21 protein-coding genes are annotated in these 24,534 nt (G+C 73.9%); 13 read left to right on the forward strand and 8 right to left on the reverse strand.

What is annotated here, in order from left to right; all coding sequences use genetic code 11:
* The 4 genes from AC6JBM_RS24420 to AC6JBM_RS24435 are packed head-to-tail and all read left to right on the forward strand — an operon-like array spanning position 1 to position 4,852.
* Positions 1 to 1,416 carry an FGGY family carbohydrate kinase gene (locus AC6JBM_RS24420; RefSeq protein ID WP_497985895.1) on the forward strand — a complete coding sequence of 472 codons (1,416 nt, stop codon included), beginning with the start codon at positions 1 to 3 and terminating at the stop codon, positions 1,414 to 1,416.
* Positions 1,413 to 2,795: an NAD(P)/FAD-dependent oxidoreductase gene (locus tag AC6JBM_RS24425; protein WP_497985896.1), complete on the forward strand. Its 1,383-nt coding sequence runs from the start codon at positions 1,413 to 1,415 to the stop codon at positions 2,793 to 2,795. Before AC6JBM_RS24420 ends, AC6JBM_RS24425 begins: the two co-directional genes overlap by 4 nt.
* Positions 2,792 to 4,009, forward strand: coding sequence for an NAD(P)/FAD-dependent oxidoreductase (locus AC6JBM_RS24430; protein WP_497985897.1), 1,218 nt, complete (start codon positions 2,792 to 2,794; stop codon positions 4,007 to 4,009). Before AC6JBM_RS24425 ends, AC6JBM_RS24430 begins: the two co-directional genes overlap by 4 nt.
* 57 nt (positions 4,010 to 4,066) lie before the next feature.
* A complete protein-coding gene (locus AC6JBM_RS24435; protein WP_497985898.1) occupies positions 4,067 to 4,852 on the forward strand; it encodes a hypothetical protein in 786 nt (261 codons plus the stop codon).
* 240 nt (positions 4,853 to 5,092) lie between these two features.
* On the opposite strand, the gene AC6JBM_RS24440 is transcribed toward AC6JBM_RS24435, so the two are convergent.
* Entirely contained in the window at positions 5,093 to 6,286 is a 1,194-nt protein-coding gene (locus AC6JBM_RS24440) for a chitosanase (RefSeq protein WP_497985899.1), read from the reverse strand.
* 301 nt (positions 6,287 to 6,587) lie between these two features.
* Here AC6JBM_RS24440 and AC6JBM_RS24445 point away from each other — a divergent pair, with 301 nt between their 5' ends.
* Positions 6,588 to 8,915, forward strand: coding sequence for a putative bifunctional diguanylate cyclase/phosphodiesterase (locus AC6JBM_RS24445; RefSeq protein ID WP_497985900.1), 2,328 nt, complete (start codon positions 6,588 to 6,590; stop codon positions 8,913 to 8,915).
* Here the strand turns inward: AC6JBM_RS24445 and AC6JBM_RS24450 are convergent.
* Together AC6JBM_RS24450 and AC6JBM_RS24455 are read right to left on the reverse strand one after the other, a co-directional pair.
* Complete coding sequence (locus tag AC6JBM_RS24450; protein WP_497985901.1) at positions 8,912 to 9,859, reverse strand: anti-sigma factor RsbA family regulatory protein; 948 nt, start codon at positions 9,857 to 9,859, stop codon at positions 8,912 to 8,914. The two genes, AC6JBM_RS24445 and AC6JBM_RS24450, sit on opposite strands and share 4 nt — an antisense overlap.
* Positions 9,856 to 10,632, reverse strand: coding sequence for an MEDS domain-containing protein (locus AC6JBM_RS24455; RefSeq protein ID WP_497985902.1), 777 nt, complete (start codon positions 10,630 to 10,632; stop codon positions 9,856 to 9,858). Before AC6JBM_RS24455 ends, AC6JBM_RS24450 begins: the two co-directional genes overlap by 4 nt.
* 420 nt (positions 10,633 to 11,052) lie before the next feature.
* On the opposite strand from AC6JBM_RS24455, the gene AC6JBM_RS24460 reads away from it, so the two are divergent.
* Entirely contained in the window at positions 11,053 to 11,685 is a 633-nt protein-coding gene (locus AC6JBM_RS24460; protein ID WP_497985903.1) for an NADPH-dependent F420 reductase, read from the forward strand.
* Between the two features lie 461 nt (positions 11,686 to 12,146).
* Here the strand turns inward: AC6JBM_RS24460 and AC6JBM_RS24465 are convergent, their stop codons facing one another.
* Together AC6JBM_RS24465 and AC6JBM_RS24470 are read right to left on the reverse strand one after the other, a co-directional pair.
* On the reverse strand, positions 12,147 to 12,773 hold the full coding sequence (locus AC6JBM_RS24465) for a response regulator (RefSeq protein WP_497985904.1): 627 nt from the start codon (positions 12,771 to 12,773) through the stop codon (positions 12,147 to 12,149).
* A gap of 455 nt (positions 12,774 to 13,228) precedes the next feature.
* The gene (locus AC6JBM_RS24470) at positions 13,229 to 14,407 is read right to left on the reverse strand and encodes a sensor histidine kinase (RefSeq protein WP_497985905.1); all 1,179 of its coding nucleotides are present in this window, start codon (positions 14,405 to 14,407) and stop codon (positions 13,229 to 13,231) included.
* A gap of 85 nt (positions 14,408 to 14,492) precedes the next feature.
* On the opposite strand from AC6JBM_RS24470, the gene AC6JBM_RS24475 reads away from it, so the two are divergent.
* Positions 14,493 to 14,669: a hypothetical protein gene (locus tag AC6JBM_RS24475; RefSeq protein WP_497985906.1), complete on the forward strand. Its 177-nt coding sequence runs from the start codon at positions 14,493 to 14,495 to the stop codon at positions 14,667 to 14,669.
* Between the two features lie 110 nt (positions 14,670 to 14,779).
* Here AC6JBM_RS24475 and AC6JBM_RS24480 read toward each other — a convergent pair whose 3' ends face one another.
* The gene (locus AC6JBM_RS24480) at positions 14,780 to 15,433 is read right to left on the reverse strand and encodes a class I SAM-dependent methyltransferase (protein WP_497985907.1); all 654 of its coding nucleotides are present in this window, start codon (positions 15,431 to 15,433) and stop codon (positions 14,780 to 14,782) included.
* A gap of 64 nt (positions 15,434 to 15,497) precedes the next feature.
* On the opposite strand from AC6JBM_RS24480, the gene AC6JBM_RS24485 reads away from it, so the two are divergent.
* The 3 genes from AC6JBM_RS24485 (at position 15,498) to AC6JBM_RS24495 (ending at position 17,246) form a co-directional block, all read left to right on the forward strand.
* Entirely contained in the window at positions 15,498 to 16,352 is an 855-nt protein-coding gene (locus AC6JBM_RS24485) for a hypothetical protein (RefSeq protein ID WP_497985908.1), read from the forward strand.
* Between the two features lie 155 nt (positions 16,353 to 16,507).
* Positions 16,508 to 16,873, forward strand: coding sequence for a nuclear transport factor 2 family protein (locus AC6JBM_RS24490; protein WP_497985909.1), 366 nt, complete (start codon positions 16,508 to 16,510; stop codon positions 16,871 to 16,873).
* 10 nt (positions 16,874 to 16,883) lie between these two features.
* The gene (locus AC6JBM_RS24495; RefSeq protein WP_497985910.1) at positions 16,884 to 17,246 is read left to right on the forward strand and encodes a hypothetical protein; all 363 of its coding nucleotides are present in this window, start codon (positions 16,884 to 16,886) and stop codon (positions 17,244 to 17,246) included.
* Between the two features lie 44 nt (positions 17,247 to 17,290).
* Here the strand turns inward: AC6JBM_RS24495 and AC6JBM_RS24500 are convergent, their stop codons facing one another.
* Positions 17,291 to 17,848 (reverse strand): DinB family protein, encoded by a 558-nt coding sequence (locus AC6JBM_RS24500; protein ID WP_497985911.1) that lies wholly within the window; start codon positions 17,846 to 17,848, stop codon positions 17,291 to 17,293.
* A 64-nt stretch (positions 17,849 to 17,912) separates the two neighbouring features.
* Between AC6JBM_RS24500 and polX the strand changes: the two genes are divergently transcribed.
* The 3 genes from polX to AC6JBM_RS24515 are packed head-to-tail and all read left to right on the forward strand — an operon-like array spanning position 17,913 to position 21,972.
* Entirely contained in the window at positions 17,913 to 19,649 is a 1,737-nt protein-coding gene (polX, locus tag AC6JBM_RS24505; protein ID WP_497985912.1) for a DNA polymerase/3'-5' exonuclease PolX, read from the forward strand.
* Entirely contained in the window at positions 19,646 to 20,764 is a 1,119-nt protein-coding gene (locus AC6JBM_RS24510) for a CapA family protein (RefSeq protein WP_497985913.1), read from the forward strand. Before polX ends, AC6JBM_RS24510 begins: the two co-directional genes overlap by 4 nt.
* Positions 20,761 to 21,972, forward strand: coding sequence for a Clp protease N-terminal domain-containing protein (locus tag AC6JBM_RS24515; RefSeq protein ID WP_497985914.1), 1,212 nt, complete (start codon positions 20,761 to 20,763; stop codon positions 21,970 to 21,972). The genes AC6JBM_RS24510 and AC6JBM_RS24515 overlap by 4 nt, the downstream gene beginning before the upstream one ends.
* Here the strand turns inward: AC6JBM_RS24515 and AC6JBM_RS24520 are convergent.
* Entirely contained in the window at positions 21,957 to 24,518 is a 2,562-nt protein-coding gene (locus tag AC6JBM_RS24520; RefSeq protein ID WP_497986520.1) for an ATP-binding protein, read from the reverse strand. The two genes, AC6JBM_RS24515 and AC6JBM_RS24520, sit on opposite strands and share 16 nt — an antisense overlap.
* Positions 24,519 to 24,534: the final 16 nt, after the last annotated feature.

The following is a 24,534-nucleotide window of genomic DNA, read 5'->3' on the forward strand; positions in this document are numbered from 1 at the left end:
GTGCACGTTCTCGCGATCGACCAGGGCACGTCCGGCACCAAGGCGGTGGTGACGGACGCCGCCGGGCGCGTGCTCGCGACCGCCGAGGAGGAGCTGCGGCCCGTCTACCTCGACGGCGGCGGCGTCGAGGTCGACCCGCACGCGCTGCTGCGCTCCGTGCTCGACGCCGGGCGGAGGGCGGCGGCCGAGGCCGGCGTCCCCCTGGACGCGGTGGCGCTGGCCAACCAGGGCGAGACCGTGCTGGCCTGGGACCGGGCCACCGGCAAGCCGCTCGGCCCGGCCGTCGTCTGGCAGGACCGCCGCGCCGAGGCGATCTGCGCCGCCCGCGCCGGCGCCGGGCCGCGCGTCGCCGAGCTGACCGGCCTCGTGCTCGACCCGTACTTCTCGGCCCCGAAGATGCGCTGGCTGCGCGAGCACCGCACCTCCGAGGGCGTCGTCACCACCACCGACACCTGGCTCGTCCACCGCCTCTGCGGCGCGTTCGTCACCGACGCGTCCACGGCGAGCCGCTCCCTGCTGCTCGACCTCGACCGGGTCGCGTGGAGCGAAGAGCTGCTCGACCTCTTCGGCCTCGGCGGCGAGGAGCTGCCCGACATCGTGCCGAGCGACCGGATCGTCGGCACCACCACGGCGTTCGGCGGCGAGGTCCCCGTCACCGGTCTCGTCGTCGACCAGCAGGCCGCGCTGCTGGCCGAGGCGTGCCTGGAGCCCGGCACCGCCAAGTGCACCTACGGCACCGGCGCGTTCCTGCTCGCCCAGCTCGGGGCGAGCGCCGCGCGCTCGCGGCAGGGCCTGGCCACGTCGGTCGCCTGGCGGCTGCGGGACACCACCGCGTACTGCGCCGACGGCCAGGTCTACACCGCCGCCTCCGCCGTGCGCTGGCTCGCCGACCTCGGCCTGATCCGCGGCGCCGCCGAGCTCGACGCGGTCGCGGCCCCCGACTGCGGCGGCGTGCTCTGCGTGCCCGCGCTCGCCGGCCTGGCCGCGCCGTGGTGGAGCGCGTCCGCGACGGCCTCGCTCACCGGCATGACGCTGAGCACCGGCCGGGGCCACCTGGTGCGCGCGGTGCTGGAGGGCGTCGCCGCCCAGGTCGCCGCGCTCGTCGCGCTCACCGGCGACGACCTCGGCACCCCGCTGACCCGGCTGCGCGTCGACGGCGGCCTCACCCGGTCCCGCGTGCTCATGCAGGCCCAGGCCGACCTCGCGCAGCTGCCGATCGAGGTGTACCCCTCCCCGCACGCGACCGCCCTGGGCGCCGCCGCCTGCGCCCGCCTCGCCCTGGAGCCCGGACTGTCCATCGTGGACGCGACCGGCGGCTGGCGCCCCGCGGCCACGTTCGAGCCCGCGTGGCCCCCGGACCGGGCCGCCGAGCACCTGGCCCGCTGGCACGCCGAGGCCGCGAGGGCCGCGGCATGACCGCCCGCACCTTCGACGTCGCCGTCATCGGGGCGGGCCTCGTCGGCTCCGCGATCGCCCGGCGCTTCGGGGCCACGCGCCTGTCGACGGTCCTCATCGAGGCCCGCGACGACGTCGGCGACGGCACGAGCAAGGCCAACACCGCGATCCTGCACACGGGCTTCGACGCGAAACCGGGCACGCTCGAGGCGCGCCTGGTCGCCCGCGGCTACCACCTGCTCGGCGACTACGCCGCGGCGACCGGCATCCCCGTGGAGCGCACCGGCGCGCTGCTGGTCGCGTGGGACGACGAGCAGCTCGCGGCCCTGCCCGGCCTGCGGGACAAGGCCCGGCGCAACGGCTACGCCGAGTGCTCGATCGTCGATTCCCGGCAGGTGTACCACCAGGTGCCCGACCTGGCCCCCGGCGCCCTCGGCGGCCTCACGGTGCCGGGCGAGTCGATCACCTGCACGTGGACGACGAACCTGGCCCTCGCGACCGAGGCGGTGGGGCGCGGCGTCACCCTGCTGCGCGGCCACCGCGTCACCGCCGTGCGCGACGACGGCACGCGCACCTGGCTGAGCACCGCGCACGGCGACATCGGGGCGCGCTGGGTCGTCAACGCGGCCGGGCTCGGCTCCGACGCCGTCGACCGGCTCTTCGGCCACGAACGGTTCACCGTCACGCCCCGCCGCGGCGAGCTGCTCGTGTTCGACAAGCTCGCCCGGCCCAAGGCGCCGCGGATCGTCCTGCCCGTGCCGTCCAAGGTGGGCAAGGGCGTGCTCATCAGCCCGACGATCTACGGCAACGTGATGCTCGGCCCGACCGCCGAGGACCTCGAGGACCGGGCCGCCACCGGCACCTCCGAGGCCGGGTTCGCGTTCCTGCGCGAGAAGGGCGCCGCGCTCATGCCGACGCTGCTGGACGAGGAGGTCACGGCCGCCTACGCGGGCCTGCGCGCCGCGATCGACGCCGACGACTACCTGATCGACGTGGACGAGCCCCGCCGGTACGTGCTCGCCGGCGGCATCCGCTCCACCGGCCTCACCGCGTGCCTGGCCATCGCCGAGCACGTCGCGTCCCTCGTGGACGGGGTGCTGGACCTGGCCGAGCGCCCCGGCCTGCCGCCCCCGCCCCGGATGCCGAACCTGGGCGAGGCGGGCCCCCGGCCCTACCAGGACGCCGCGGCGATCGCGGCCGACCCGGAGTACGGCCGGATCGTGTGCTTCTGCGAGCGGGTGACGCGGGGCGAGATCCGCGACGCCTTCGCCTCGCCGATTCCGCCGTCCACCGTGGACGGTCTGCGGCGCCGGACCCGCGCGATGAACGGCCGCTGCCAGGGGTTCTCCTGCGGCGCCGAGGTCGCGGCCCTGGCCGAGTCGGGCGGGAGGCCGCAGTGAGCGAGCACGTGCGCGTCGCGATCGTCGGGGGCGGGCCCGCCGGGCTCGCGGCGGCCGCGGCCCTGGCCGGGCGCGTGGACGGCACGGTGCTCGTGCTCGAGCGGGAGGCCGCGCCCGGGGGGATTGCGCGGCACAGCGCGCACAGCGGGTACGGCATCCGGGATCTGCACCGGGTCCTCAGTGGACCGTCCTATGCGGACCGCCTCGCCGGGCGGGCCGCGGCGGCCGGGGCGGTGCTGGAGACCGAGGCGATGGTGACCGGCTGGGCGGGCGACCGCGCGCTCGAGGTGACCTCGCCGCGCGGGCGGCGCACGGTGAGCGCCGACGCGATCGTGCTCGCTACCGGCGCCCGCGAGCGGCCCCGCCCCGCGCGGGGAATCCCCGGCGACCGGCCGGCCGGCGTCTACACCACCGGGCAGCTCCAGCAGCTCGTGCACCTGCACCACCGGTCCGTCGGCCGCCGCGCGGTCGTCGTCGGGGCCGAGCTCGTGAGCTGGTCGGCGGTGCTCACCCTGCGCGCGGCCGGCTGCCGGACGGTCCTGCTCACCACCGAGCTGCCCCGGCCGGAGCTGCGGCTGCCGCTGCGCCCGGTGCGCACCCGCACGCGCGTGGCCGCCATCCACGGGCGCGGCCGGGTGTCCACTGTGGAGCTTGAGGATCTGCGCACCGGGCGCCGCGAGCGCGTCGAGTGCGACACCGTCGTGCTCACCGGCGACTGGATCCCCGACCACGAGCTGGCCCGCGCGGCCGGGCTCGCGCTCGACCCGGCGACGCTCGGCCCCCGCGTCGACGCCGCCCTGGGCACGAGCCGCCCCGGCGTCTTCGCGGCCGGCAACCTGCTGCACCCGGTCGACACCGCCGACGTCGCCGCGCTCGACGGCCGCCACGTCGCCGCCGCCGTGCTGCGGCACCTGGCCGGCGCCGGGCGGCCCGGGAGCGCGGGCGTCGAACTGGTCGCCGAGCCGCCGCTGCGCTGGGTGGCCCCGCAGCTCATCCACCCGGGCGGCCCGCCGCCGGCCCGGGACCGGCTGCTGCTGTGGACCACCGAGCACCGCCGCCTGCCCCGCGTCACCGCCACGCAGGACGGCCGCCGGCTCGGCTCGCGGCGCCTGCCGTGGCCGGCCGCCCCCGGGCGCGTGTTCCGGGTGCCGTACGCGCTGGTCCGGCCCGCCGATCCGACCGGCGGCCCGGTCCACCTCACGCTCGGCGGCTGACAGTCCGGCCTCACCGCGGACGCGCTGCCCGGCCGCGACGCGTAAGATCGCGCACCGGTGGAGCAGACTGGAATGATCGGCTGGCTCGACGGTGTCTGGACGAGCGCGCGTCTCGTGCAGATCGTCGAGGGCGGTGAGGCGGACGGTCCGCAGCCCGGGCGGGCCGTGCTGGCCGAGCTGCGCGAGCCCCCGGCGCTCGGCGCGCTCCGGGCGCTGAGCACGACCGGCCGGTTCACCGGCGACATCTGCCGCTGTCACGGCCACACGACCGTCGTGCTGCGCGGCACCGCGGGCGAGGCCCTGGCCTCGGCCAGCCTGCACGCCTACGGTTCGGTCAGCTGGGAGCGCCCACGATTCCGCAACGACCTCGAGGTGGATGACGCCGCGGGGCTGCACCTGCTGCTCGCCGAGCACGGCGTGCGCGGGCAGGTCCAGCGGTTCCTGTCCCCGCTGATGGATCTGCTGCGCCGGCACGAGACCGGCCGGCGGCCGCAGTTTCGTCCCGCGGGCAAGGCCGGCCGCCGGTACCTTGCCGAGCGCCGGGTCCCCGTCGAACTGCACGCGACGCTGGGCCGCCTGACCGGCCAGCAGGCGGGCGAGCTGGCCGAGCCGCAGATCCTCGGCCTGGGTCGGCTGCTCGCCGCCGCGACACCGTCACCGGCCGAGCGAGCGGCGGCCCTGTTGTCCTGGCTCGGCCGGCTGACGGTCCCGGCGGAGGCCTACTGGGCGAAGGCGCACTGGTGCGGCAGTTGCTCGCCGACATCGCCGCGCCGGACATCGCGGCCGCCGCGGCGGCGGTGCGGACCGGCCCCGTCGCGATGGGCGTGGTCAACCTGCTCATGACGACCGGCGAGGATCCGGTCCTCGTCGCGGCCGTCGCACCGACCCTGCGCCGGCTGCTCCCACCGCCCCCGGCCTCGTAGGGCTTTGTTTCGGGGCGGTGCTGGAGGCGCGCGAAGGCCGGGTCGCGACCGGGCCGGCCGGGGGCAGCACCCGGCACCCGGGCAGCGCCGCGATCCCGGCCAGCAGGTCACGCACGACGAGCGTCACGCACCGCGTCGTAGAGCGGCGGCGGCCGATCGGTCAGGCGGTGATGGTGTACGAGTCGCCGTACACCTTCCACGACAGCGGCAGCCGCAGGTCGAGGTTGCCCGCGGCCAGGAACGCGCGCTGGGCGGTGTCGACGCGGCTCGTGTCGCTGTGCGCCTCCTCGGTGCGCATCGCGGCGACCCGGGCGTCGAGGAACGCGTTGAGGTACGCGGTCTCGTCGCCGCCCTGGGCCGGGCTCTTCGCCTTGGCCAGGGCCGCCTTGCGGATGCCGCCGAAGCTGGCGGCGTCGTTGCCGGGGCCGTGCATGACGAGCGCGTCGAAGTAGGCGAACTGGCCCAGCGCCCGCAGCCCGTCGGCCTTGGCCTGGGCGATCGCCGGGTTGAAGTACACCCGGTCGCGCTCGTCGTCCTGGGCCTTGCGCAACGCCGGGTCGGCCGCGGCGCGCTTCCAGTCGGCGACGAAGGCCTCGCCGAGCCCGGTGTGCGCGGCGGTGCCGTTGACACTGCGCAGGGCCGGCAGATACTTCGCCAGCACGTTGCCGGGCGCGGCCGCGGTGTAGGCCTCGACGACCTCGAGCATGTCGCCGGTGCCGGAGCAGAAGCCGATGATGCCGCCGGTGTACCCGCGGCCGTCCCCGATGTCCTCGATGTACTGGTACTGGGCCTGCCAGTCGAGGCTGGAGTTCTCCGCCGAGGACACGAGCCGCATGGCGACGTCCGTGCTCAGGTCCGCCCTGGTCACCGGGGACGGTGCCGGGGCCGGGGCCGCCTCGGCCCGGTGCCCGTAGACCTCCAGCTCGCCGAGCGCGAGTCCCTTCGCGCCGCGCGGGGTCGCCGTCAGCCGCACGTAGCGCCCGGTGCCGCCCAGCCCGGCGATGTCGTCGGTCTTGCCGTCGCCGGCGCCGGTGGCGTACAGCGGCGTCCAGGTGCTCCCGTCGGCGGAGGTCTCCAGGCGGTACACCTTGGCGAAGGCGGAACCCCAGGACAGCTTGACGCGGCTGACGGCGCTCACGGCCCCCAGGTCGACCCGCAGCCACTGCGTGCCGCGCCCGCTCGTCGTCCACCGCGTCGAGGGCTTCCCGTCGACCGCGCGCGCCGCACTCCCGGCCGACGCGGCCACGGGCCGTCCCTTGGACACCACGGCGTCCGCCGCGTACGCGCTGGGCGCCCCGAGCGCCACCCCCGCGATGACTGCCCCGATCCCTGCCACCGTGCGCCGTGCCGCCATGCCATCCCTGCCCGTCCGTCGGAGTCCCGGTCGGCGTGAGCATCGGCACACCCGGGCGCGCCCATGATCCCGGCAACCACCCCGCTCCCGCTCCGCGACGAACGCGAAACGGCCGCCGCCGGTCGACAGCGCCGGGCGGTCGCGTGGTCGTCAGCGGCGCGCATCCGGGCCGTGACCGGTGGTGGCGGATTGACCGATGGGGCTACAGGCGTTTCCTTCATATCCTGGCGCGGCGACCGATCTAGCAGGCGGCCGATCCAGCAGGCGGCCGATCAGACGGACGAGAGGGAGGCGCGGCGGGATGGGCGACACACATCTGCGGGCCGAGCGCGCCGACACCCGGCCGCTGCTGATCGCCTGCATCACGATCTTCGGGCTCGGCTGCGTCTGGACCGCGTTCTTCGCCGCGGGGCTGCCGGCGCCGAAGGTGCTGATGTGGCTCACGGTGCCCGCGACCAGCGTGGTCGCCATGCTCACCACGCTGCGGGTGTCCCGCTCGCCGGGGCTGCACCCGGCCGCGCGGCGGTTCTGGGCGACCCTCACCGCCGTCGAGGTGCTCGTGCTGACCGGGGCCAGCCTCATGACCGTGGCCACGTTCGCCCAGTGGTCCTCGCGCCCGTTGCTCTTCGTCGGTACCGCCGTGCCGCTGCTCGCCATCGGGCTGCTGATCGTGATGTGGGCGCTGCTGCGGCTCCCCGTCGGCGAGCGCAGCCGCAACGAGTGGGTGCGGCTCACGCTGGACGGGGCGACCGTCACGGCCGCCGCGGCGCTGTTCCTGTGGCACCTCGTGCTCCGGCCGCTCGCGCAGAGCCACACCGACGTGCCCAAGTTCCTCGGGATCCTGCTGATCTCCCTGGTCTGCCTGCTGGCGCTGGTCGCGGTGATGAAGGTGGTGATGGTCGGCAGCGGGCCGGTGAGCTCGGCGTCGCTGCGGCTGCTGGCGCTCACCATCCTCATCGGCGTGTTCGCCTCCGCGGCGGCGCCGATCACCAACCAGCCCCGCTGGGTCGGGCTGCAGCCGATCAGCATCATCGTGAACATGCTCATCGTCACCTGGTCCGCGCACGTCCAGCGCCGCCGCAGCGACGACCCCGCCGACCCACGGGCCGGCGCGCGGCGCCAGCGGCGGTTCTCGATGCTGCCGTACGTCGCCGTCGGGGCCACCTCGCTGCTGCTCGCGGTGCAGAGCTTCCGCGCGGGGCGGGAGCACGGCGTCGTCGACATCGCGCCGGTGGCGCTCGGGGCCATCCTCATCACCGGGATCGTGGTCGCGCGGCAGCTGTTCGCCCTGCGGGACAACGCGCACCTGCTCGACTCGGTCAGCCGGCACGAGCAGCAGCTGCAGCACCAGGCGACCCACGACACGCTCACCGGCCTGGCCAACCGGGCCGGGTTCAGCGCGCTCGTCGACGAGGCCCTGACCCGCGACGCGAGCGCGGCCGTGCTGCTCATCGACCTCGACGACTTCAAGGAGGTCAACGACACGCTCGGGCACGACGTCGGCGACGCCGTGCTCGTGGCGGTCGCCGAGCGGCTGCGGGCCGCGGTGCGGGGCGGCGACGTCGTGGCCCGCCTGGGCGGGGACGAGTTCGCGGTCCTGCTGCGCCACGCGCCGGGCGGGGACGCCGACCGGGCCGCGGAGCGGGTGCTGTCGCTGCTCGTGCCGCCCGTGAGCGCGGCCGGGCACCACCTGCTCGTGCACGCCAGCATCGGCGTCGCGCCCGCCGGGACCGGCGACGACCTGGGCACCCTGCTGCGCAAGGCCGACATCGCGATGTACGCCGCGAAGGACCGCGGCAAGGGCAACTCCGTGGGCTACACGCCGGACATGGCGGCCCGCATCCAGGCGCACGCCGAGCTCGGTGCGGATCTGCGCGACGCCATCGGGACCGATCGGCTCTACCTGCGGTACCAGCCGATCGTCCGGCTCGAGGACGGTGCGCTGTTCGGGGCCGAGGCGCTGATGCGCTTCGAGCACCCGACGCGCGGCCCGGTCTCGCCGGCCGAGTTCATCCCCGTCGCCGAGCAGTCCGGCCTGATCGTGCCGCTGGGCCGCTGGGCCCTGCGCGAGGCGTGCTTGCAGGCGTCGCAGTGGCTGCGGCGGTACGGCGACGACGCCCTGCGCTCGATCACCGTCAACGTGGCCGGGCGCCAGCTGCAGGACCCCGGGTTCGTCGACGACGTGCGCGCCGCCCTGGCCGCGGCCGGGCTGCCGGCGCAGCGGCTGCTGGTCGAGGTGACCGAGACCGCGGTGCTCAACGACGGGCAGGCGATCGCGACCCTGCACGAGCTGCGGGCGCTCGGGGTGCGCATCGCGCTGGACGACTTCGGCACCGCCGCGTCCTCGCTCGGGCTGCTGCTGACCTGCCCCGTCACCACGCTCAAGCTCGACCGCAGCTTCGTGGAGGAGATCACGACCGCGGGCCGGCCGGCGGCGGTCGCCCAGGCGGTCATCCACATCGCGAAGACGCTCGATCTCGCGGCGGTCGCGGAGGGCATCGAGACCCCGGCGCAGGCCGAGTTGCTGCGGCGGCAGGGGTACGAGCTCGGGCAGGGGTACCTCTACGCCCGCCCGCTCGCCCCGGAGGAGCTCGAGGCGCGGCTCCAGCCGGCCGCGCAGCCGGTCTAGCTCTGTACGGTCATCCGGACCGTGAATCCGCCGGGTGCGCGCTGCAGGGTGACGTGGTCGCAGATCTGGTGGGTGATCCACAGCCCGAAGCCGGCGGAGTGCTCGCTGGCTGCGGGCAGCAGCCCCGCGAACGGGTCCTTCGGGCCGGCGCCGGTGTCGGCCACGGACACGATCACGCGCCCGTCCGCGGCCCACACACGCAGGCGGGTCGACGGCCGGCCGTACCGGCCGGCGTTCGCCACGATCTCGCTCACCGCGAGCGTGAGGTCGTCCAGCCGCGCCCGGCCGACCCGGCCCTCGCCGGCCGCGCGCACGATCCGGCGGGCCTCCTCGGGCGGCGCGTCGAGCACGTCGGCGGCCGGGGGATGCCACTGCAGCGGGTCGGCGATCTCGGGCCGGTTCTCCAGCAGGAACGTCTCGGGGTCGGTGTACTCGTCGTTGGCCGTGTGCCGCCCGCCGGGCCCGGCGGTCTGCGGGTGGGTGCGCAGCACGTCGGCGAGCACGCGGGCGGGCGTGCTGCGGGTGTCGTACGCGCACATGCTCCACAGCGGGAAATCGTCGTAGGCGTGGTTGATCGCCGACTCGTATCGGGCCCACCAGTCCCAGGTGTCGCCGAACTGCTCGCGGCCGAGCTCGCCGACGATGCGGATCTGCCCGGCGCCGGCGGCCACGTGCCCGGCGAGCAGGTCGCGGTAGGAGCGGATGGCCCCGGCCGGGCGGGCATAGACCTCGCCGCCGGAGAGGAACGTCACCGGGCAGCCGGCCGGCAGGGCGTCACGGACCAGGGCCGCGTTGCGAGCGCCGAACGAGACCAGCGTGGGCTCGCCGGCCTCGACGCCGCCCAGCAGGAAGGGCATCACCACGGCGAGCAGGTGCTCGTCGGAGTCGTAGCACACCGCCTCGTGCAGGTAGCCGGTGTGCCCGGCTCCGGCCCCCGTTCTCATCCCGCCGCCTCTATCCGGATCCGCGTCAGCCGCAGCAGCTCGACCAGGTGCGCCGCGGTCGTCAGCGAGGTGCGCAGCACCACGGTGACGTCGCGCCGCTCCGCGTAGCGCTGCAGGTGCAGCAGCGCCCGGTGGTCGACGAACCGCAGGCCGTGCGCGTCGAAGATGATCTGCCCGTGCTCAGGATGTGGTTCTACCCGATCGAGCGCGACGGGAAACAGCAGGTCGGCGGCGCTGTCGAGTTCGCCACTGACCAGCACCGCGCCGGGCGCGTGAGGGTCGCCGCGCAAGGTGAACGGGGCCTCGGCGGCGTTGGTGCGCGGGTGCAGGCAGGCGAGCTCGCCGACGGCCCGCGCACCGGCCTCGGCCCGGCGCAGCGCGCACACGGCCTGCATCGGCGCGACGGCGATGAAGCGGTCGACCAGGGCCTCGTACCGCGCGAACGCGTCCAGCTCCGCGTCGGTGCGCACGAGCGCGGTGCAGTCGGCGAACACGCGCAGCCCGGTGTGCCCGGCGGCGAGCGCCGCTTCGGTGGCCGCGGCGTACGCGGCGACCTGGGCCTTCGGGTCGACGGCGACACCGGCCGCGTAGGTGGAATCGAGCGAGACGAACTCGGCGCCCTCGGGCAGCCAGCCCGGGTCGGCGAGGCCGGCGAACCAGGCCCGCTGTCCGGCCGCGAGCCCGGCATCGAGGTATGACCGTGCGTAAGCGTGCATTTGCCCGGGGTCGTCATACGTCCAGCAGATGTGCTGGTCGGTGGCGAGGTTACGCACGGTGAGAGCCTAGCGGCTGGAGCGTTGCACGTGAACGGCCCTGGTGCGGGGCCGTTCCCGCGCTCCAGGCGCTCCCGGGCGCTCCCGGGTCCGGAACCGCCTCTTGCCTGGTTCACGCGCGCCCTATGCGAGCGTGTTTTCGGGCGCGCGCTTCGGCTTGGCGACTCCGGCTCGACCCATGCGTCCCCGGGCGTGCGCGTATTCAATGCTCGCGTCCCGGGCCGGGCGCGTATCCGATCCTCGCGTCGCGGGCGGGCGCGTATCCGGTCCTCGCGTCCCGAGCCGGGCGCGCATTCGGTTCACGGGTCCGGGATGAGCGGCCGTTCGGTGATGTCGTTCGGTATGGGCAGGTTTCGGGTGAACGCGTCCGGCACGGGCCGGTTCTTGGGTGAACGCGTCCGGCCCGGGTAGCCGGAGCGCATGAGAATCGGACTGATCGGAGCGGGCCACATCGGCTCGACGCTCGCCTACCTGTGCGCCGAGGCCGGCGACGACGTCGCGATAGCCAACCGCCACGGCCCGGACACCCTGCGCGACCTCGAACTCGACCTAGGCCGCCGGGTACACGCGGTAACACCCGACGAGGCCGCACGCTTCGGCGAGATCGTCGTGCTCGCGGTGCCGTTCGGGCAGTACCGGGACCTGCCGGCGGCCGAGCTGAACGGCAAGACCGTGATCGACGCGAGCAACTACTACCCGCAGCGCGACGGCCGGTTCGCCGAGCTCGAGGACGGCCACGTGACCAGCAGCGAGCTGGTGCAGTGGGAGCTGCCGGGCGCGCACGTGGTGAAGGCCTTCAACGCGATGCGGTGGGACCACCTGCGCAGCTACGGCCACTCGGCCGGCGCCAACCGCCGCTACGGCATCCCCGTGTCGGCGGACGACTCGGACGCCAAGTGGAAGGTGTTCGACCTGGTGGAGCAGCTCGGCTTCGAGCCGGTCGACGCGGGCGGGCTGGCCGACGGGGGTCGCAAACACCAGCCGGGGACGCCGGTCTACACCGCGGACCTGTGGGCCGAGGATCTGCGCGAACGCATCGGCGTGGACGCCTGACCCCACCGTTCGCCCACCACGGCGGGGCTTTTGCCGCTTCCCCATTCGCCGCACAGCCGCGCGCGGCCCTCGCACGCGCGACCCGACACTGCTCACCTCGCACGCGCACGGGCTCCTCACCCGCATCGGCCCTCTCCCCTCGCGGCACGGCCCTCTCCCCTCGCGGCGCGACAGGCCCCTCTCCTCTCGCGGCGCGGCAGTGCCCTCTCCTCTCGCGGCGCGGCAGTGCCCTCTCCTCTCGCGGCGCGGCAGTGCCCTCTCCTCTCGCGGCGCGGCAGTGCCCTCTCCTTTCGCGGCGCGGCAGGGCTTCCTCACGCACGACAAGGCCCCCTCGCGGCACGGCCGGGCTCCTGCGGCGAGTTTCGCGACGGTCCGAGTGCCGCAGCCGATCTTGCACACACGGTGACCGCCACAGCCGCCCCGACAGCTGGTCGCGGCGAGCACGGACGGTCACCGGCGACCTACTGCGGCGGAGGGAGCAGGCCCCGGGCGATCGCAGCGGTGACGGCGGCCGTCCGGTCCTTCACGCCGAGCTTGTCGAAGATGCGCATGACGTGGCTCTTCACCGTCGCCTCGCTCACGAACAGCTCCCGGCCGGTCTCGGGGTTGGACAGGCCGCGGGCGAGGCAGCGCAGCACGTCGAGCTCGCGGTTGGTCAGCTGCGGCACGTCCCCGCGCCGGGCCCGCACGAGCCGGTCGGCGGCCGGCGCGGCGAGTGCGGTGCCGCCCCGCGCCGCCGTGCGCACGGCCGCGGTCAGCTCCTCCCGGCTGCACCCCTTGAGCAGGTATCCGACCGCGCCCGCGGCCACCGCCCGCACCACGTCACCGTCCGTGTCGTAGCTGGTCAGCACGAGCACCTTGGCCGCACCGTCGGCGGTGATCCGCTCGATCGCGGCGATCCCGTCGAGGTCGGGCAGCCGCAGATCCATGAGCACCACGTCGGGCCGCAGCGCCGCGGCGAGCCGGACCGCCTCGTACCCGCGGCCGCAGTCAGCCTCGACCACGAGGTCGGGTTCACGGTCCAGCACAGCCCGTAAACCCTCCCGGACGATAGGGTGGTCGTCCACCACGAGTAACCGCACCGTCACGCCGTCACCGTCCTGGCCGCTCACGCCACCGCCTCCGATGCCACCGCAGGAACACCGACCCGGTCGCACCCGCCGCGACCGCCTTCGCCGTCGCCGACACCGCGTCGACCGGCACGCCATCGTGCTGACGCCGCCACCCCGGCCGCCGATGCCCCGAGGAAGCCGCCCCCGCCATTCACGCCGCCGGCTCCCAGTCGACCGGCACGCCGCCGATCAGAGCGACCGCCGCCGCACACCACGCGCCGCGAGGGCAGCCGTCCCGGCCGCTCACGCCACCGCCCGCCGCGCGTCGAGAAAACAACCATCCCGGCCGCTCACGCCGCCGCCCGCCGCGCGTCGAGAAAACAACCGTCCCGGCCGCTCACGCCGCCGCCCGCCGCGCGTCGAGAAAGCAACCCTGCCGGCCGCTCACGCCGCCGCCCGCCGCGCGTTGTGTGAACAACCGGCCCGGCCGTTCACGCCGGCAGCTCCACGTCGACGGTCACGCCCTGGCCGGGGCTGGTGCGCACCGCGACCGAGCCGCCCGCGGCCGTCACGCGCTCGCGCAGCCCGGCCAGGCCGAAGCCCGCCGGGCGGGCGCCCGCGTCGAAGCCGCGCCCGTCGTCGCTGACGCGAAGACCCAAGAGCCCGCCGCCGTACCGTATGCACACCTCCACCCGCGACGCGCCCGCATGCCGGCGCACGTTCGCGAGCGCCTCCTGGCCGGCCCGCAGCGCCACCACCTCCAGCTCGGCGGGCAGCGGCCGCGGCTCGCCCTCGACGGTCAGCGTGGCGCCGCCGGGCAGGTCGGGGCCGATGCGGTCGACGACCAGCCGCAGCGCGGCCGGCAGCGAGGCGGCCCGCAGCGCCGGAGGAGTCGCGGCGTCGATGAGCGAGCGCGCCTCGCCGAGGTTGTCGCGGGCGGTGTCGCGGGCTCGGTACAGGTACGCCAGCGCCGCCCCGTTCCCGTCGCCCAGCTCGGCCTCGAGCGCGTCGAGCAGCAGCAGGACGCTCGTGAACCCCTGCGCGACCGTGTCGTGGATGTCGCGGGCCATGCGCTCGCGTTCGGCGAGCGCGCCCGCCTCGCGGCTGACCTCGGCGAGCTCGGCCCGGGTGGCGTCGAGCTCGGCGACGAGCCGCGCCCGGTGCGCGCTCTGGTCGATGATGCGGCTGATCCAGAGCCCGACGCCGACGGCGCACACCAGCGCGAGGGCGGCCGGGAGCAGGACCGTCTCGGGCGGGTACCGCAGCGCGAACACGGCCCCGATCGCCACCACGGCGGCGACGGAGCCGGCGATCGCCTGCCGGGCGGGCAGCATGGCCCACACGTGCGGAAAGAGCAGGAACAACAGCACGGCCCCGGCGGGCGACACGGCGACGGCGGCGGTGCTCAGGACGACGGCGATCCCGACGTACAGCCACCCCTTGCCGTCCCGCGGGCGCCGCAGCAGGCCGGCACCGGCGACGGGGTACCACGCGGCGAGCGCGGCGACGATCGCCACCCCGAGCACCCGGCGCCCGGCCCCGAGATCCCCGTCGAACGCGATGAGCCCCGCGGCGGTGACGGCCAGCGCGGCGAACGCGAGATGCCACCCCGCCGCGAGCCGATGCCACTCGTGCTGCCCAGGATCGCCGGCCCCATCGGGATCGTCCATCCCACCAGCATCGCCAATGCGCGCGGGCGGCGCATCCAACGGTCGTTGGATGTGCGGGGCGCCCGGCGGCGGGATGGTGATGGCCATGAGTCCTCGTCTGTCGATGAACATCATGCTGATCCTGTCCGTCTGCTACGGCGCCGCGGTGGCGATCGTGGCGCTGACCGATTCCTCGGCCGTGGGCACCTTCGCGGTGATCGGCGCGATCGTGCTGGGCGTGCTGTGGGCCGCGCGCAGCTTCCTCATCCGCGGCTCCCGCTGACGCCACGACGCCACGACCTCCTCCGACACTCACGGCGCACGCGGCGTCGGTCGCGGTCATGCGCAGCGGGCGTGGCCGCGGGTCGTCGTCGTGTCCGGCGGGCGTCGCGGTCAGTCGCGGCGCCCGTCGCCGATCCGCGCCTCGCCGAGGATCCAGTCGTTGCCGTCGCGCTCGATGCGGCACTCCCACCCGAGCCCGCGCAGCCGGTCCCGCAGCGCCGGCGGGTCGATGAAGCGCTTGACGATGCGGAACGTGCGCCCGTCGGTGAGCCGCCGCTCGACCACCTCGTCGCCGACGAAGGCCTCCTTGGGCTGTTCGTCCACGTGCTCGTCGACGAACAGGACGCGCCCGCCGGGGGCGAGCCGATCGCGCACGAGGCGCCAGAACTCCTCGAAGCGCTCCTGCGGCACGTGGGAGAGCCAGGCGGAGAAGAACACGACGTCGTACGCCGGCCCGGCCCGGAACCCGAACACGTCCGCGACCTCGAAGGCGACCTCGCCCTCCCGCACGCGCTCCCGGGCGATGGCGATCGCCTCGGGCGCGGCGTCCACGGCGTGCACCGAGCCGGCCTCGCGCGCGAGCGCCTCCGTCCACATCCCGGTGCCGCAGGCGAGCTCGAGCACCCGCCCGCGCGGCGCCATCGCGCGCACGAGCCGCGCGATCCGCACCCGGGCCGCGTCCACGTCCCCGTAGGCCGTGGCGTCATACTCCCCGGCGCGGCTGCGGTAGTACCCCACCTGCTCGGCCAGCACATTGTCCGTCATCGGTCCATCGTGCCTCAACGGCGCATACTAGCGACGTACATCTATATCTGGCACGCTGCCCGCCATGCAGAACTCCTTCGCGCGGCGCGCGGTCGTCGCCGCCGCCGTCCTCGCCGCGGTCCTCGCGCCCGCCGTCCCCGCGCACGCCGCGACGAACTGGGTGACCGTCGGCTCCGATCGCGCCCGCCCGCTCGACGAGAGCCAGGGCCTGACCGTCATCCGCCGGGGCAGCACCGTGGAGTACCGCTACACCGGCGTCGGCACCATCCCGCCCGACGTGGCCGCGCGCGGATTCGACCACGTCGGCGATCCCGACTCCGTCGCCGGCTGGTACGTGGAGCCGTACGAGCGCGGCGACCACAACGGCAAGATGTTCCGCGCCCAGTCGCCGGCCGGGGCCTGGACCGAGTACCGCCACGCGCTGACGGCGGGCGAGGCGTACAACAACTCGTGGTCCGCGATCACCCCGGACGGCACGTGGATGCTGGCCGGCGAGTGGGGCACCATGGACCGCCTGCTCGGCTTCCCCACGCCCGGCCTCAACCCCGCCGCCGTGGCGGGCGCGAACCTGCCGCTCGCGTTCACCGTGCGCCTCGACCACGCCGTGCGCGATGTGCAGGGCTGCGACTTCCTCTCGGCGACCGCCCTGCTGTGCGCGTCCGACGACCCCGACGGCACCCTGTTCGGCATCACCAAGCCGCTGCTGCGGATCGACCTGGCCCGAGCCCCCGACGGCACCGACCTGACCGGCCACGTGACCGCCCTGCGGCAGCTGCCGCTGTCGAGCGCCTGCTCCGGCTCGTTCGAGGTCGAGGGCATCGACTACCAGGCGGCCGACGGCACCCTGCGAGTGATCGTGATGTCGCCGAGCGTGTGCGTGGTCTTCGACAGCAAGACCTGGCGCCTCAAGCAGGCCTGAGGCCGGGCTAGGCGCCCAACTCCCGGCTCTGGTCTCATCGGGCCGCGAGCATCGGTGTGCCGGGGCCGCTCAGGTGTTCGAGGTACGCGGCACCGCCGGACAAGGCAACCGGCCCGACCCAGCAAGAGGCTGTCCGGAAGCTGGGTGACGCACGGGTGCGCCAGACGGTCACCGAGTTCGCCGACGCCCTCGAACGCGGCGACATCGACCGATTCGTCGCGCTCCTCACCGGTGATGTGACCTGGTCCATGCCGCCGCTGCGACACTGGTACCGCGGCCGAGCCGCGGTGGCGGACTTCGCCCTCGCGGTCCCGATGACCCGCTGCCCGAGCTGGCGGTACCGGCCGATCAGCGCCAACGGGCAACCAGCGGTGGCGTTCTACGTGGGCCCGGACGCCGGCAGCGACCACATCGCCTGGTCGATCACCGCGCTGACACTCCGCGCCGACCGCATCGCCGCGATCACCGCGTTTCTCGGCGCCGAGCATTTCCCTGCCTTCGGACTTCCACCGTCACTGTGACCGCACTCGCATGCCACGCTCCTACCGAACCCGGCTGAGCAAGTCCACGCTGCTGGTGCTACTGCTTGCCACGACGCTCGGCCTGTCCACCGGATGCACCAGCGAGCCGGGCAGCACAACGGCCACGAACGGGGCGGCTGCGAGCGGGGCAGCCACGAGCACGGCGGCCGCACCGAGCGCCACCGTTGACGTGCAAGCCAACACCGAGGCGGTGTGCAAGGCGGTGGCGGCCGCCTACAAGGCAGAAGAGGGCCAGCTGCTGCCGCTCGGCAGTGCCATGGCCAAGGCGTCGCTCAGCCATGACCAGCAGCAGATCGCGAAGGTCAAGGCAGATGCCGCGGTCAAGCCGTATTGCCCAGCCTTGAAGATGTAGCCAGGTCCCATGCCTCGTCGGCATCCGCCGGAAGGCCGTCGCGGTCAACCCGCGTGCCCACGGTCACCGGGCATGGGTTGCACGGTGAGGCCCGCGGCGGTGAGGAACTGACGGATCTGGGAGGCATGCTCAACGACGTGCAGCGGCATGCTGCCGACAAGCACCGCGAACGGCATGCCGTGGTATCGATGGGCGCTCGGAAGCGGCCGAGCGGCCATCTCCTCGGTGAGGCCGTCAAGGGTCCGGCGTACGCGGCCGCGGCACCAGTCGACGTACCCGAGAAGCTCGGGCTTGGTGAACCTGCGGTTCGGGAAGCCGTACGTGTTGTCGTCGAACGGTTGCGGCGGTGCCCACGGCTCGAACTCGCCGGCCAGGTCATAGTCGAGCGTGCTCAGCGCGTGGTAGCCGAGGAACCAGGGAGCCGAGCCGTGCAATCCCCCGTGCGGCGCCGGAGCCGTGGGCGCCTCGTCCGGCCACAAGTCCGTCTGCCACAGCTCGTCGGGGCAGTCGGTCAGCGCCGTCTCCATCAGTCGCAGCGCCTGTTCGAAGTTGTGGGCCATGCTCTGCACAAACGCGTTCGGCACAGTGCCGGTATAGCGCATGTCGGCGGTTCTGGCACAGACGCGCGCCCTTGCCGGCGTTGGCAGCCGGCCTAGACTTGGCGGCATGGCGCGGGCGAACGACGCCGTCGCGGCGCTGCTGCAGGAATACGCCGATCTGCTGATCGTCACCGGCGGAGAACCGTTCAAGAGCCGGGTGTACGAGAAGGCGGCCCGGGCGGTCGCCGGGCACCCGCTGGACGTCGCGGCCATGGACGACGGCGGGCTGCGGCAGATCGCGGGCGTCGGCACCTCGATCGCCGAGAAGATCGTCGAGTACCTGCACACCGGCCAGGTGGCCGCGGTGGACACCCTGCGGCTGCGGGTGCCCAGCGGCGTGCTGGAACTCATCCGGATTCCCACACTCGGCCCGAAGCGGGCCGTGCAACTGCACGACGAGCTCGGCGTGGCCTCGATCGACGAACTGCGGGACGCGATCGCCGCCGGCAAGCTGGCGGGCCACCGGGGATTCGGCGCGAAGACGGCCGAGAACATCCTGCACGGCATCGAGGTGCTGGAGCGCAGCCACGGCCGGGTACTGCTGTCGGTGGCCACCGCGGCGGCGGAGCAGGTCGTGGAGGCGCTGCGCGGCGTACCGGGGTGCGTCCGGTGCACCTGGGCCGGCTCGCTGCGCCGGTTCCGCGAGACCGTCGGCGACGTCGACATCCTCGCCGCGGCGACCGAGCCGGGTCCGCTGATGGACACGTTCACGCAGCTTTCCATGGTCGCCGACGTACTGGCCAAGGGCGCGACGAAGTCCTCGGTACGGCTGCACGGAGACCTCCAGGTGGACCTTCGGGTGATCCCGCCCGCGGCATGGGGCGCCGCGCTGCAGTACTTCACCGGATCCAAGCCGCACAACGTGCGGGTGCGTGAGATCGCCGTGCGAGCCGGGTTCAAGCTCTCCGAGTACGGGCTGTTCCGCGTCGACGACGGCAGCCTCGTGGCGTCCGAGACCGAGGAGGCGGTGTACGAGCGGCTCGGCCTGCAGTGGGTCCCGCCCCCGATGCGCGAGGACCGGGGCGAGGTCGAGGCGGCCCGGGACCGGGCGCTGCCGGCGCTGGTGACCGCGGCGGACATCCGCGGCGACCTGCACACCCACACCGACCTCACCGACGGCGTGGCACCGCTGGCCGACATGGTGGCCGCGGCCCGGGCCCGCGGCTACGAGTACTACGCGGTGACCGACCACGCCAAGAACATGCCCATGCAGCGCATGACGGACGACAAGATGCTCGCGCAGCGCCGCACGTTGCGGGAGCTGGAGACCGGCGGCGGCCCGGTGCTGCTGCACGGCACGGAGCTCAACATCGGCCCGGACGGCGAGCTGGACTGGCCGGGAGCGTTCCTGTCCGGGTTCGACCTGTGCGTCGCGTCGGTACACTCCCACTTCAACCAGCCGTCCGCGCAGCTGACCCAGCGGCTTGTGAGCGCGTGCGAGAACCCGTACGTCACCATCCTGGGCCACCCGACCACCCGCCTGATCGGCAAACGGCCACCGCTGGACGCGGACTTCGACGCCGTGTTCGCCGCCGCCGCCCGCACCGGCACCATCCTGGAGATCAACAGCTTCCCCGACCGGCTCGACCTGCCCGACGAACTCATCCTGCGCGCGAAGCGCCATGGTGTCAGCTTCGCCGTCGACACCGACGCGCACGCACCGGTGCACCTGGACCACCTGCGATACGGCATCGGTACCGCCCAGCGCGGCTGGCTCACCGCCGACGACGTGGTCAACACCTGGCCGATCGAGCGCCTCCGCGCCCACATCGACGCCAAGCGAACGGCGGCAGCGCGGTCGTGAGCGGCAGGCCACCCGGTCCGTTGACGTTGTTCCTGTGCGGCGACGTGATGCTGGGTCGCGGCATCGACCAGATCCTGCCGCACCCCCTCGACCCGGCGCTACAAGAACGGTACGTGGACGGCGCAGGCGACTACGTCGCGCTGGCGGAGGCCGCGAACGGCCCCGTCCCCCGCCCCGTGGACTTCTCCTGGCCCTGGGGCGACGCGCTGGACGTCCTGGCCGCCGCCGCGCCGGACGCCCGGATCGTGAACCTGGAGACCAGCGTCACCGGGAGCGACCAGTTCGCGGCGGGCAAGGCGGTCCACTACCGCATGAGTCCCGCGAACCTTCCCTGCCTCACGGCGGCGCGTCCGGACGTGTGCGTCCTGGCCAACAACCACGCCCTGGACTTCGGACTCCGCGGCCTCGAAGAGACGCTCGGCGTGTTGAGCGACGCGGGCCTCCAGGTGGCCGGCGGCGGCCTGGACGCGCATCAGGCGCGCAGGCCCGCCACGGTGAGCGTCGGCCACGCCCGCGTCCTGGTGTTCGCGTGCGGGGCGACGTCCAGCGGTACTCCGCTGGACTGGGCGGCGACCGAGGATCGAGCCGGTCTCGACGTTCTGCCGGAGCTCTCCGAGGACGGCGTCGAACGGCTCGCCGACCGCATCCGGCAGCACAAGCGGCCCGGCGACATCGCGGTCGTCTCCATCCACTGGGGATCCAACTGGGGCTACGACATCCCGGCGGAGCAGATCCGCTTCGCCCACGCGCTCATCGACAACGGCGCGGACATCGTGCACGGGCACTCCTCGCACCATCCCCGGCCGATGGAGGTGTACCGCAACCGGCTCATCCTGTACGGCTGCGGTGACTTCATCAACGACTACGAGGGCATCCGCGGCTACGAGCAATACCGCGACGACCTGCGGCTGATGTACCTGGCGTCCATCGCGCCCACGGGCGCGCTCCTGGGCCTGCGCATGGCGCCGATGCAAGCCCGGCGTCTGCGGCTGCAACGCGCCTGCGCCGAGGACACCGAGTATCTCCGGGCCGTCCTCAACTCGGTCAGCGCCCGATTCGACGTCCGGATCGACACCACCGCAGCGGGCATGCTCACCGCTTCCGAAAACGGTTGATCGCGGCAGCGACAATCGACGGTGTGGACGTGGTAGGTGTGCCTCCGGGTCGTGGTCTTGTCGGGACACTGGAGAGTGCGTACCGGCGGGCGGTGCGTGACGGGCAGACCGTGGTCAGCTCGGCGGAAGTGCTGCGGCACGGTGCGCCGCGGGTGCCGGAACTGGGCCAGTTCCCGCCACCGCGGTCTCGTGACTGGCAGCAGGGCCGGGATCTGATCGACGACGACCGGCCCTGGCAGCGGTCCCGATTGCGTCCCGCCTTCGACCAGCAGGTGGCGGTGTTCGCCGACGGGGCGCTGCGAGAGGCGGCCCACCTCGGCGGTCCCGGCGTCGCCGTGTTCTCCCCACTGGTCCGTCACGCGGTCTACGAGGCCGTCCACGAGGCGAGCCGCCGCGACGGCGTACCCGCCGGCGCACGTCACCTGCTCGCCGCGATCTTCGCCGAGCCCGGCAACGCCGCCGCCCAACTCGCCAGGCGCATGTGGGTGGCCGGTCACGACCGCCTCGCTCTGGACCGGCAGGCACCCAGGTACCGCGCCGGCGACGACCCCCCGAACTGGGCACCACAGGCGCTCAAGGCGCTGTGCGTCCTGCCGTCGAACGCGCCCCGCGCGCTGCGACCGCCCTGGCGAGCCGCCGTAGCGGCCGGCCTGTACGTCACGCTGCGGCGACCCTTTCTTCGGCACGGAGCCCGCTACGGCCACCCCATCCTGGAACTGATCGAACGCGACGCCGGCAGACAGGCCGTCCGCCTCGGGCACGCCCACACCGGGACCGTCGAGCTGCTCCTGAGCGTGCTGGACCTGCACGAGCAGCTGCACGCCGCGGGCGCGGTGCTGCCGGAGCCGGTCGCCCGCCACAACACCGCCGGTCAGATCCTGCGCGAGCACGGCGTCACCCTGCTCGCCGCCACCATGGCCGCGGCCCAGCCGGCGCCCGCACCGCAACCTGTCCGAGACCCGGAAGCGGTCCCGGCCAAAGGCTGGCCGCGGGAGCGGAAGACCCGCCGCCCCACGCCACCCCTGGACGAAGGCGCATTGCGCGCGCTGCGCTCGGCCAGCACGGCGGCGCGGCAGGCAGGTGATCCCTTCGCCGGCACAACACACCTCTTGGTGACCATGCTTCGCGACGGCGACGACCCAGCCGCCGACCTGCTCCGCAGGATCGGCGCGGACCCCGAAACAATCGCCGGTCACGCATCCCCCTGAGCCGATCCGCCTACCGCGACCGCGTGGTCCAGAACGCGGGCGACGGTATGCAGGAGCTGCTGGGCGCTGACCGGTTTGGTGAGCAGGGTCGCGCCGGTGGGGATGGTGCTGCGGGTGGCGAGGATCGTCTCGGTGTATCCGGACAGGTAGACGACGGGCAGTCCCGGATGCGTGCTGTGCAGGGCGGCGGCGAGGGCGGGTCCGTGCATGTCGGGGAGGATCACGTCGGTGAGCAGCAGCGCGATCCCGGGGTGTGTCGCGGCCGGGCGCTGGGCATCGGTACCCGTGGCGGCAGACAGGACGGTGTAACCGGCCTGGTTCAGGATGCGTTCGGTGATCGCGCGGAGGCTGTCGTCGTCCTCGACGAGCAGGATCGTTTCGCCGGCGCCTGACCGCGGATGTTCCGCGGGTGTGGTGTCCGGTTCGGCGAGGTCGTCGGTGGCGGGGAGCAGCGCGGTGATGGTGGTGCCCCGGCCGAGTTCGGAGTAGATCTGGGCGTGGCCGCCGGCCTGGGTGATGATGCCGTAGATGGTGGCTAGGCCGAGACCGGTGCCGTGGCCTTTGGGTTTCGTGGTGAAGAAGGGTTCGAACGCCCGCTCCAGGGTGGCTTTGCTCATACCGGTACCGGTGTCGCTCACCCGCAGCCGCATGTACCGCCCGGTTCGCACGCCGGGGTGCTGGGCGGCGTAGTGCTCGTCGACGGTGACCGGTGCGGTCTCGATGCTGAGGGTGCCGCCGCCGGGCATGGCGTCGCGGGCGTTGACCACAAGGTTGACCAGGACCTGCTCGAGGCGACCAGGGTCGGCTCTGATCGGCCACGGCTGCGCGGTGAGATCCGTGGTGAGGGCGATGTCCTCGCCGAGGGCGCGGCGCAGCAGGGTATCGAGGTCGATGACGACGGTGTTGAGATCCAAGGTGCGGGCCTCGGGCGCGGGGTCGGCGCGCGCGAAGGCCAGCAGCTGGCGGGTGAGGGCAGTCGCGCGGTCGCCTGCGGCGACGATCTCGGTGAGGTCCGCGTGCAGCGTGCGCCACGCGGGGTCTGCCGCGGCCACCGGTTCCAGGTCCGCGGCGGCCATGCCGGCGTAGCCGTTGATGATGCCGAGGAGGTTGTTGAAGTCGTGCGCGACACCGGCGGCGAGCTGGCCGAGGCTCTCCAGCCGGTCGGACTGGCGCAGCCGTCGTTGCAGGTGCTCGCGTTCGGTGACGTCGGTCATGACGGCACAGCGGACCCTCCGCCCAGCGAACGACGTCAGGTAGGTGGTGACGCTCACCTCGGCGATCGTGCCGTCGTGCTTGATGTGGCGTTGCGGCCGGTCGCGTTCGACCGGCTCGGCTGCCGCGCCGTCGGCGCTTGCCTCGTCGAGATCGTCCGGTGCGAGCAGATCGGTGTAGGCCATCGTGAGGAGGGCGTCGCCGGACCGGCCGTAGTAGGCCAGGGCGGCCGCGTTCGCGGCGACGATGCCGAGGGTGTCGACGTCGAACAGCACGATCGGGTTCGGGCTGGCGTCGAACATCTGCCGGTAGTTGCGTTCGTGTTCCCGGGCGGTGTCTTCTGCGCTGCGGCGTTCGTGCAGCTCCCGGTCGACAGTGGCCAGCAGCGCGGTGAACTCTTCGCCAAGCTCGGCGACCTCCCGCGGGCCGGTGACCGCGACGGTCGTGTCCAGGTTGCCGGAGGTGGCGGTGCGCACCGAGCTGCGGAGGTTGGCGATCGGGGCGGTGACGCGTCGCTGCACGACCATCGTAGCCAGTAGCCCCGCGAACAGGCCGAGCGCCACGATCAAGGCTTGGCGCCGTGCCAGCCGATCGGCGTCCGCCAGCGCAGCGGACCGGTCTGCGCCGGCGAAGACCTGCCAGCCGGTGCCCTCGACGGCCGCCTGCCCATACAACCGGGGCAGCCCGGTCACGTCGACGCCGTCGCCGGTCGTCGTGAGCCGGGCGTGGCCCACCTGCGTGCCGGCCCACCGGAGTCCGTCGGGCCAGCGCGTCAGCACGGCGGTGCGGCCCTCGGTGGTGATCAGCAACTCGAGTTGGCGGGCTCCGCCGAACAGTCGGCCCGCCGCCGCGCCGAGTGCGGGCAGGTCGACGAATGCCGCCACCAGTCCGAGCGCGGGGATTACGGCGGTGATCAGGAAGGCGGGACGTCCGGTGCGATCGTCGCGGACCGGGGCGAGGGCTTGTGGTGTACGCACCGCATCGGACAGCCAGGAAGACCCGGCGTAAGCGTTGGCCGGTTTGCCGTCGGAGAGTGGCGTGGACGAGCACACGACGGTCCCGTCGGTGCGTAGGACGTCCAGGTGCCCGTCATCGGCGCCGCCGAGGGAGAACGCCAGCCGGCAGTCGCCTGGGTCGGCGAAAACCTGCGCTACGCCCGGGCTGGACGCGACGGAATCGACGCTGCCGCGTACAGTGGCGAGGCTCTCGCCGATCTGCCGCGCCGCCAGGCCGGCCGCCATCGAAGCATCCGCCCGGGCGGCGGACACGGCGTCGTGCCGGGCCTGCACCCAGCCGGCGCAGATGCCTGCCCCGGCAGTCACGACGAACAGCACCAGCAACCCGATCAGG

This window comes from Dactylosporangium thailandense (genome assembly GCF_059739745.1).

Excerpts from the sequence above, each read along its gene's own strand:
- AC6JBM_RS24425 (WP_497985896.1), top strand. The coding sequence starts at position 1,413 with ATGACCGCCCGCACCTTCGACGTCGCCGTCATCGGGGCGGGCCTCGTC.
- AC6JBM_RS24440 (WP_497985899.1), bottom strand. The coding sequence starts at position 6,286 with ATGGCGGCACGGCGCACGGTGGCAGGGATCGGGGCAGTCATCGCGGGG.
- AC6JBM_RS24445 (WP_497985900.1), top strand. The coding sequence starts at position 6,588 with ATGGGCGACACACATCTGCGGGCCGAGCGCGCCGACACCCGGCCGCTG.
- AC6JBM_RS24450 (WP_497985901.1), bottom strand. The coding sequence starts at position 9,859 with ATGAGAACGGGGGCCGGAGCCGGGCACACCGGCTACCTGCACGAGGCG.
- AC6JBM_RS24460 (WP_497985903.1), top strand. The coding sequence starts at position 11,053 with ATGAGAATCGGACTGATCGGAGCGGGCCACATCGGCTCGACGCTCGCC.
- AC6JBM_RS24470 (WP_497985905.1), bottom strand. The coding sequence starts at position 14,407 with ATGGACGATCCCGATGGGGCCGGCGATCCTGGGCAGCACGAGTGGCAT.
- AC6JBM_RS24475 (WP_497985906.1), top strand. The coding sequence starts at position 14,493 with ATGAGTCCTCGTCTGTCGATGAACATCATGCTGATCCTGTCCGTCTGC.
- AC6JBM_RS24480 (WP_497985907.1), bottom strand. The coding sequence starts at position 15,433 with ATGACGGACAATGTGCTGGCCGAGCAGGTGGGGTACTACCGCAGCCGC.
- AC6JBM_RS24485 (WP_497985908.1), top strand. The coding sequence starts at position 15,498 with ATGCAGAACTCCTTCGCGCGGCGCGCGGTCGTCGCCGCCGCCGTCCTC.
- AC6JBM_RS24495 (WP_497985910.1), top strand. The coding sequence starts at position 16,884 with ATGCCACGCTCCTACCGAACCCGGCTGAGCAAGTCCACGCTGCTGGTG.
- AC6JBM_RS24500 (WP_497985911.1), bottom strand. The coding sequence starts at position 17,848 with ATGCGCTATACCGGCACTGTGCCGAACGCGTTTGTGCAGAGCATGGCC.
- polX (WP_497985912.1), top strand. The coding sequence starts at position 17,913 with ATGGCGCGGGCGAACGACGCCGTCGCGGCGCTGCTGCAGGAATACGCC.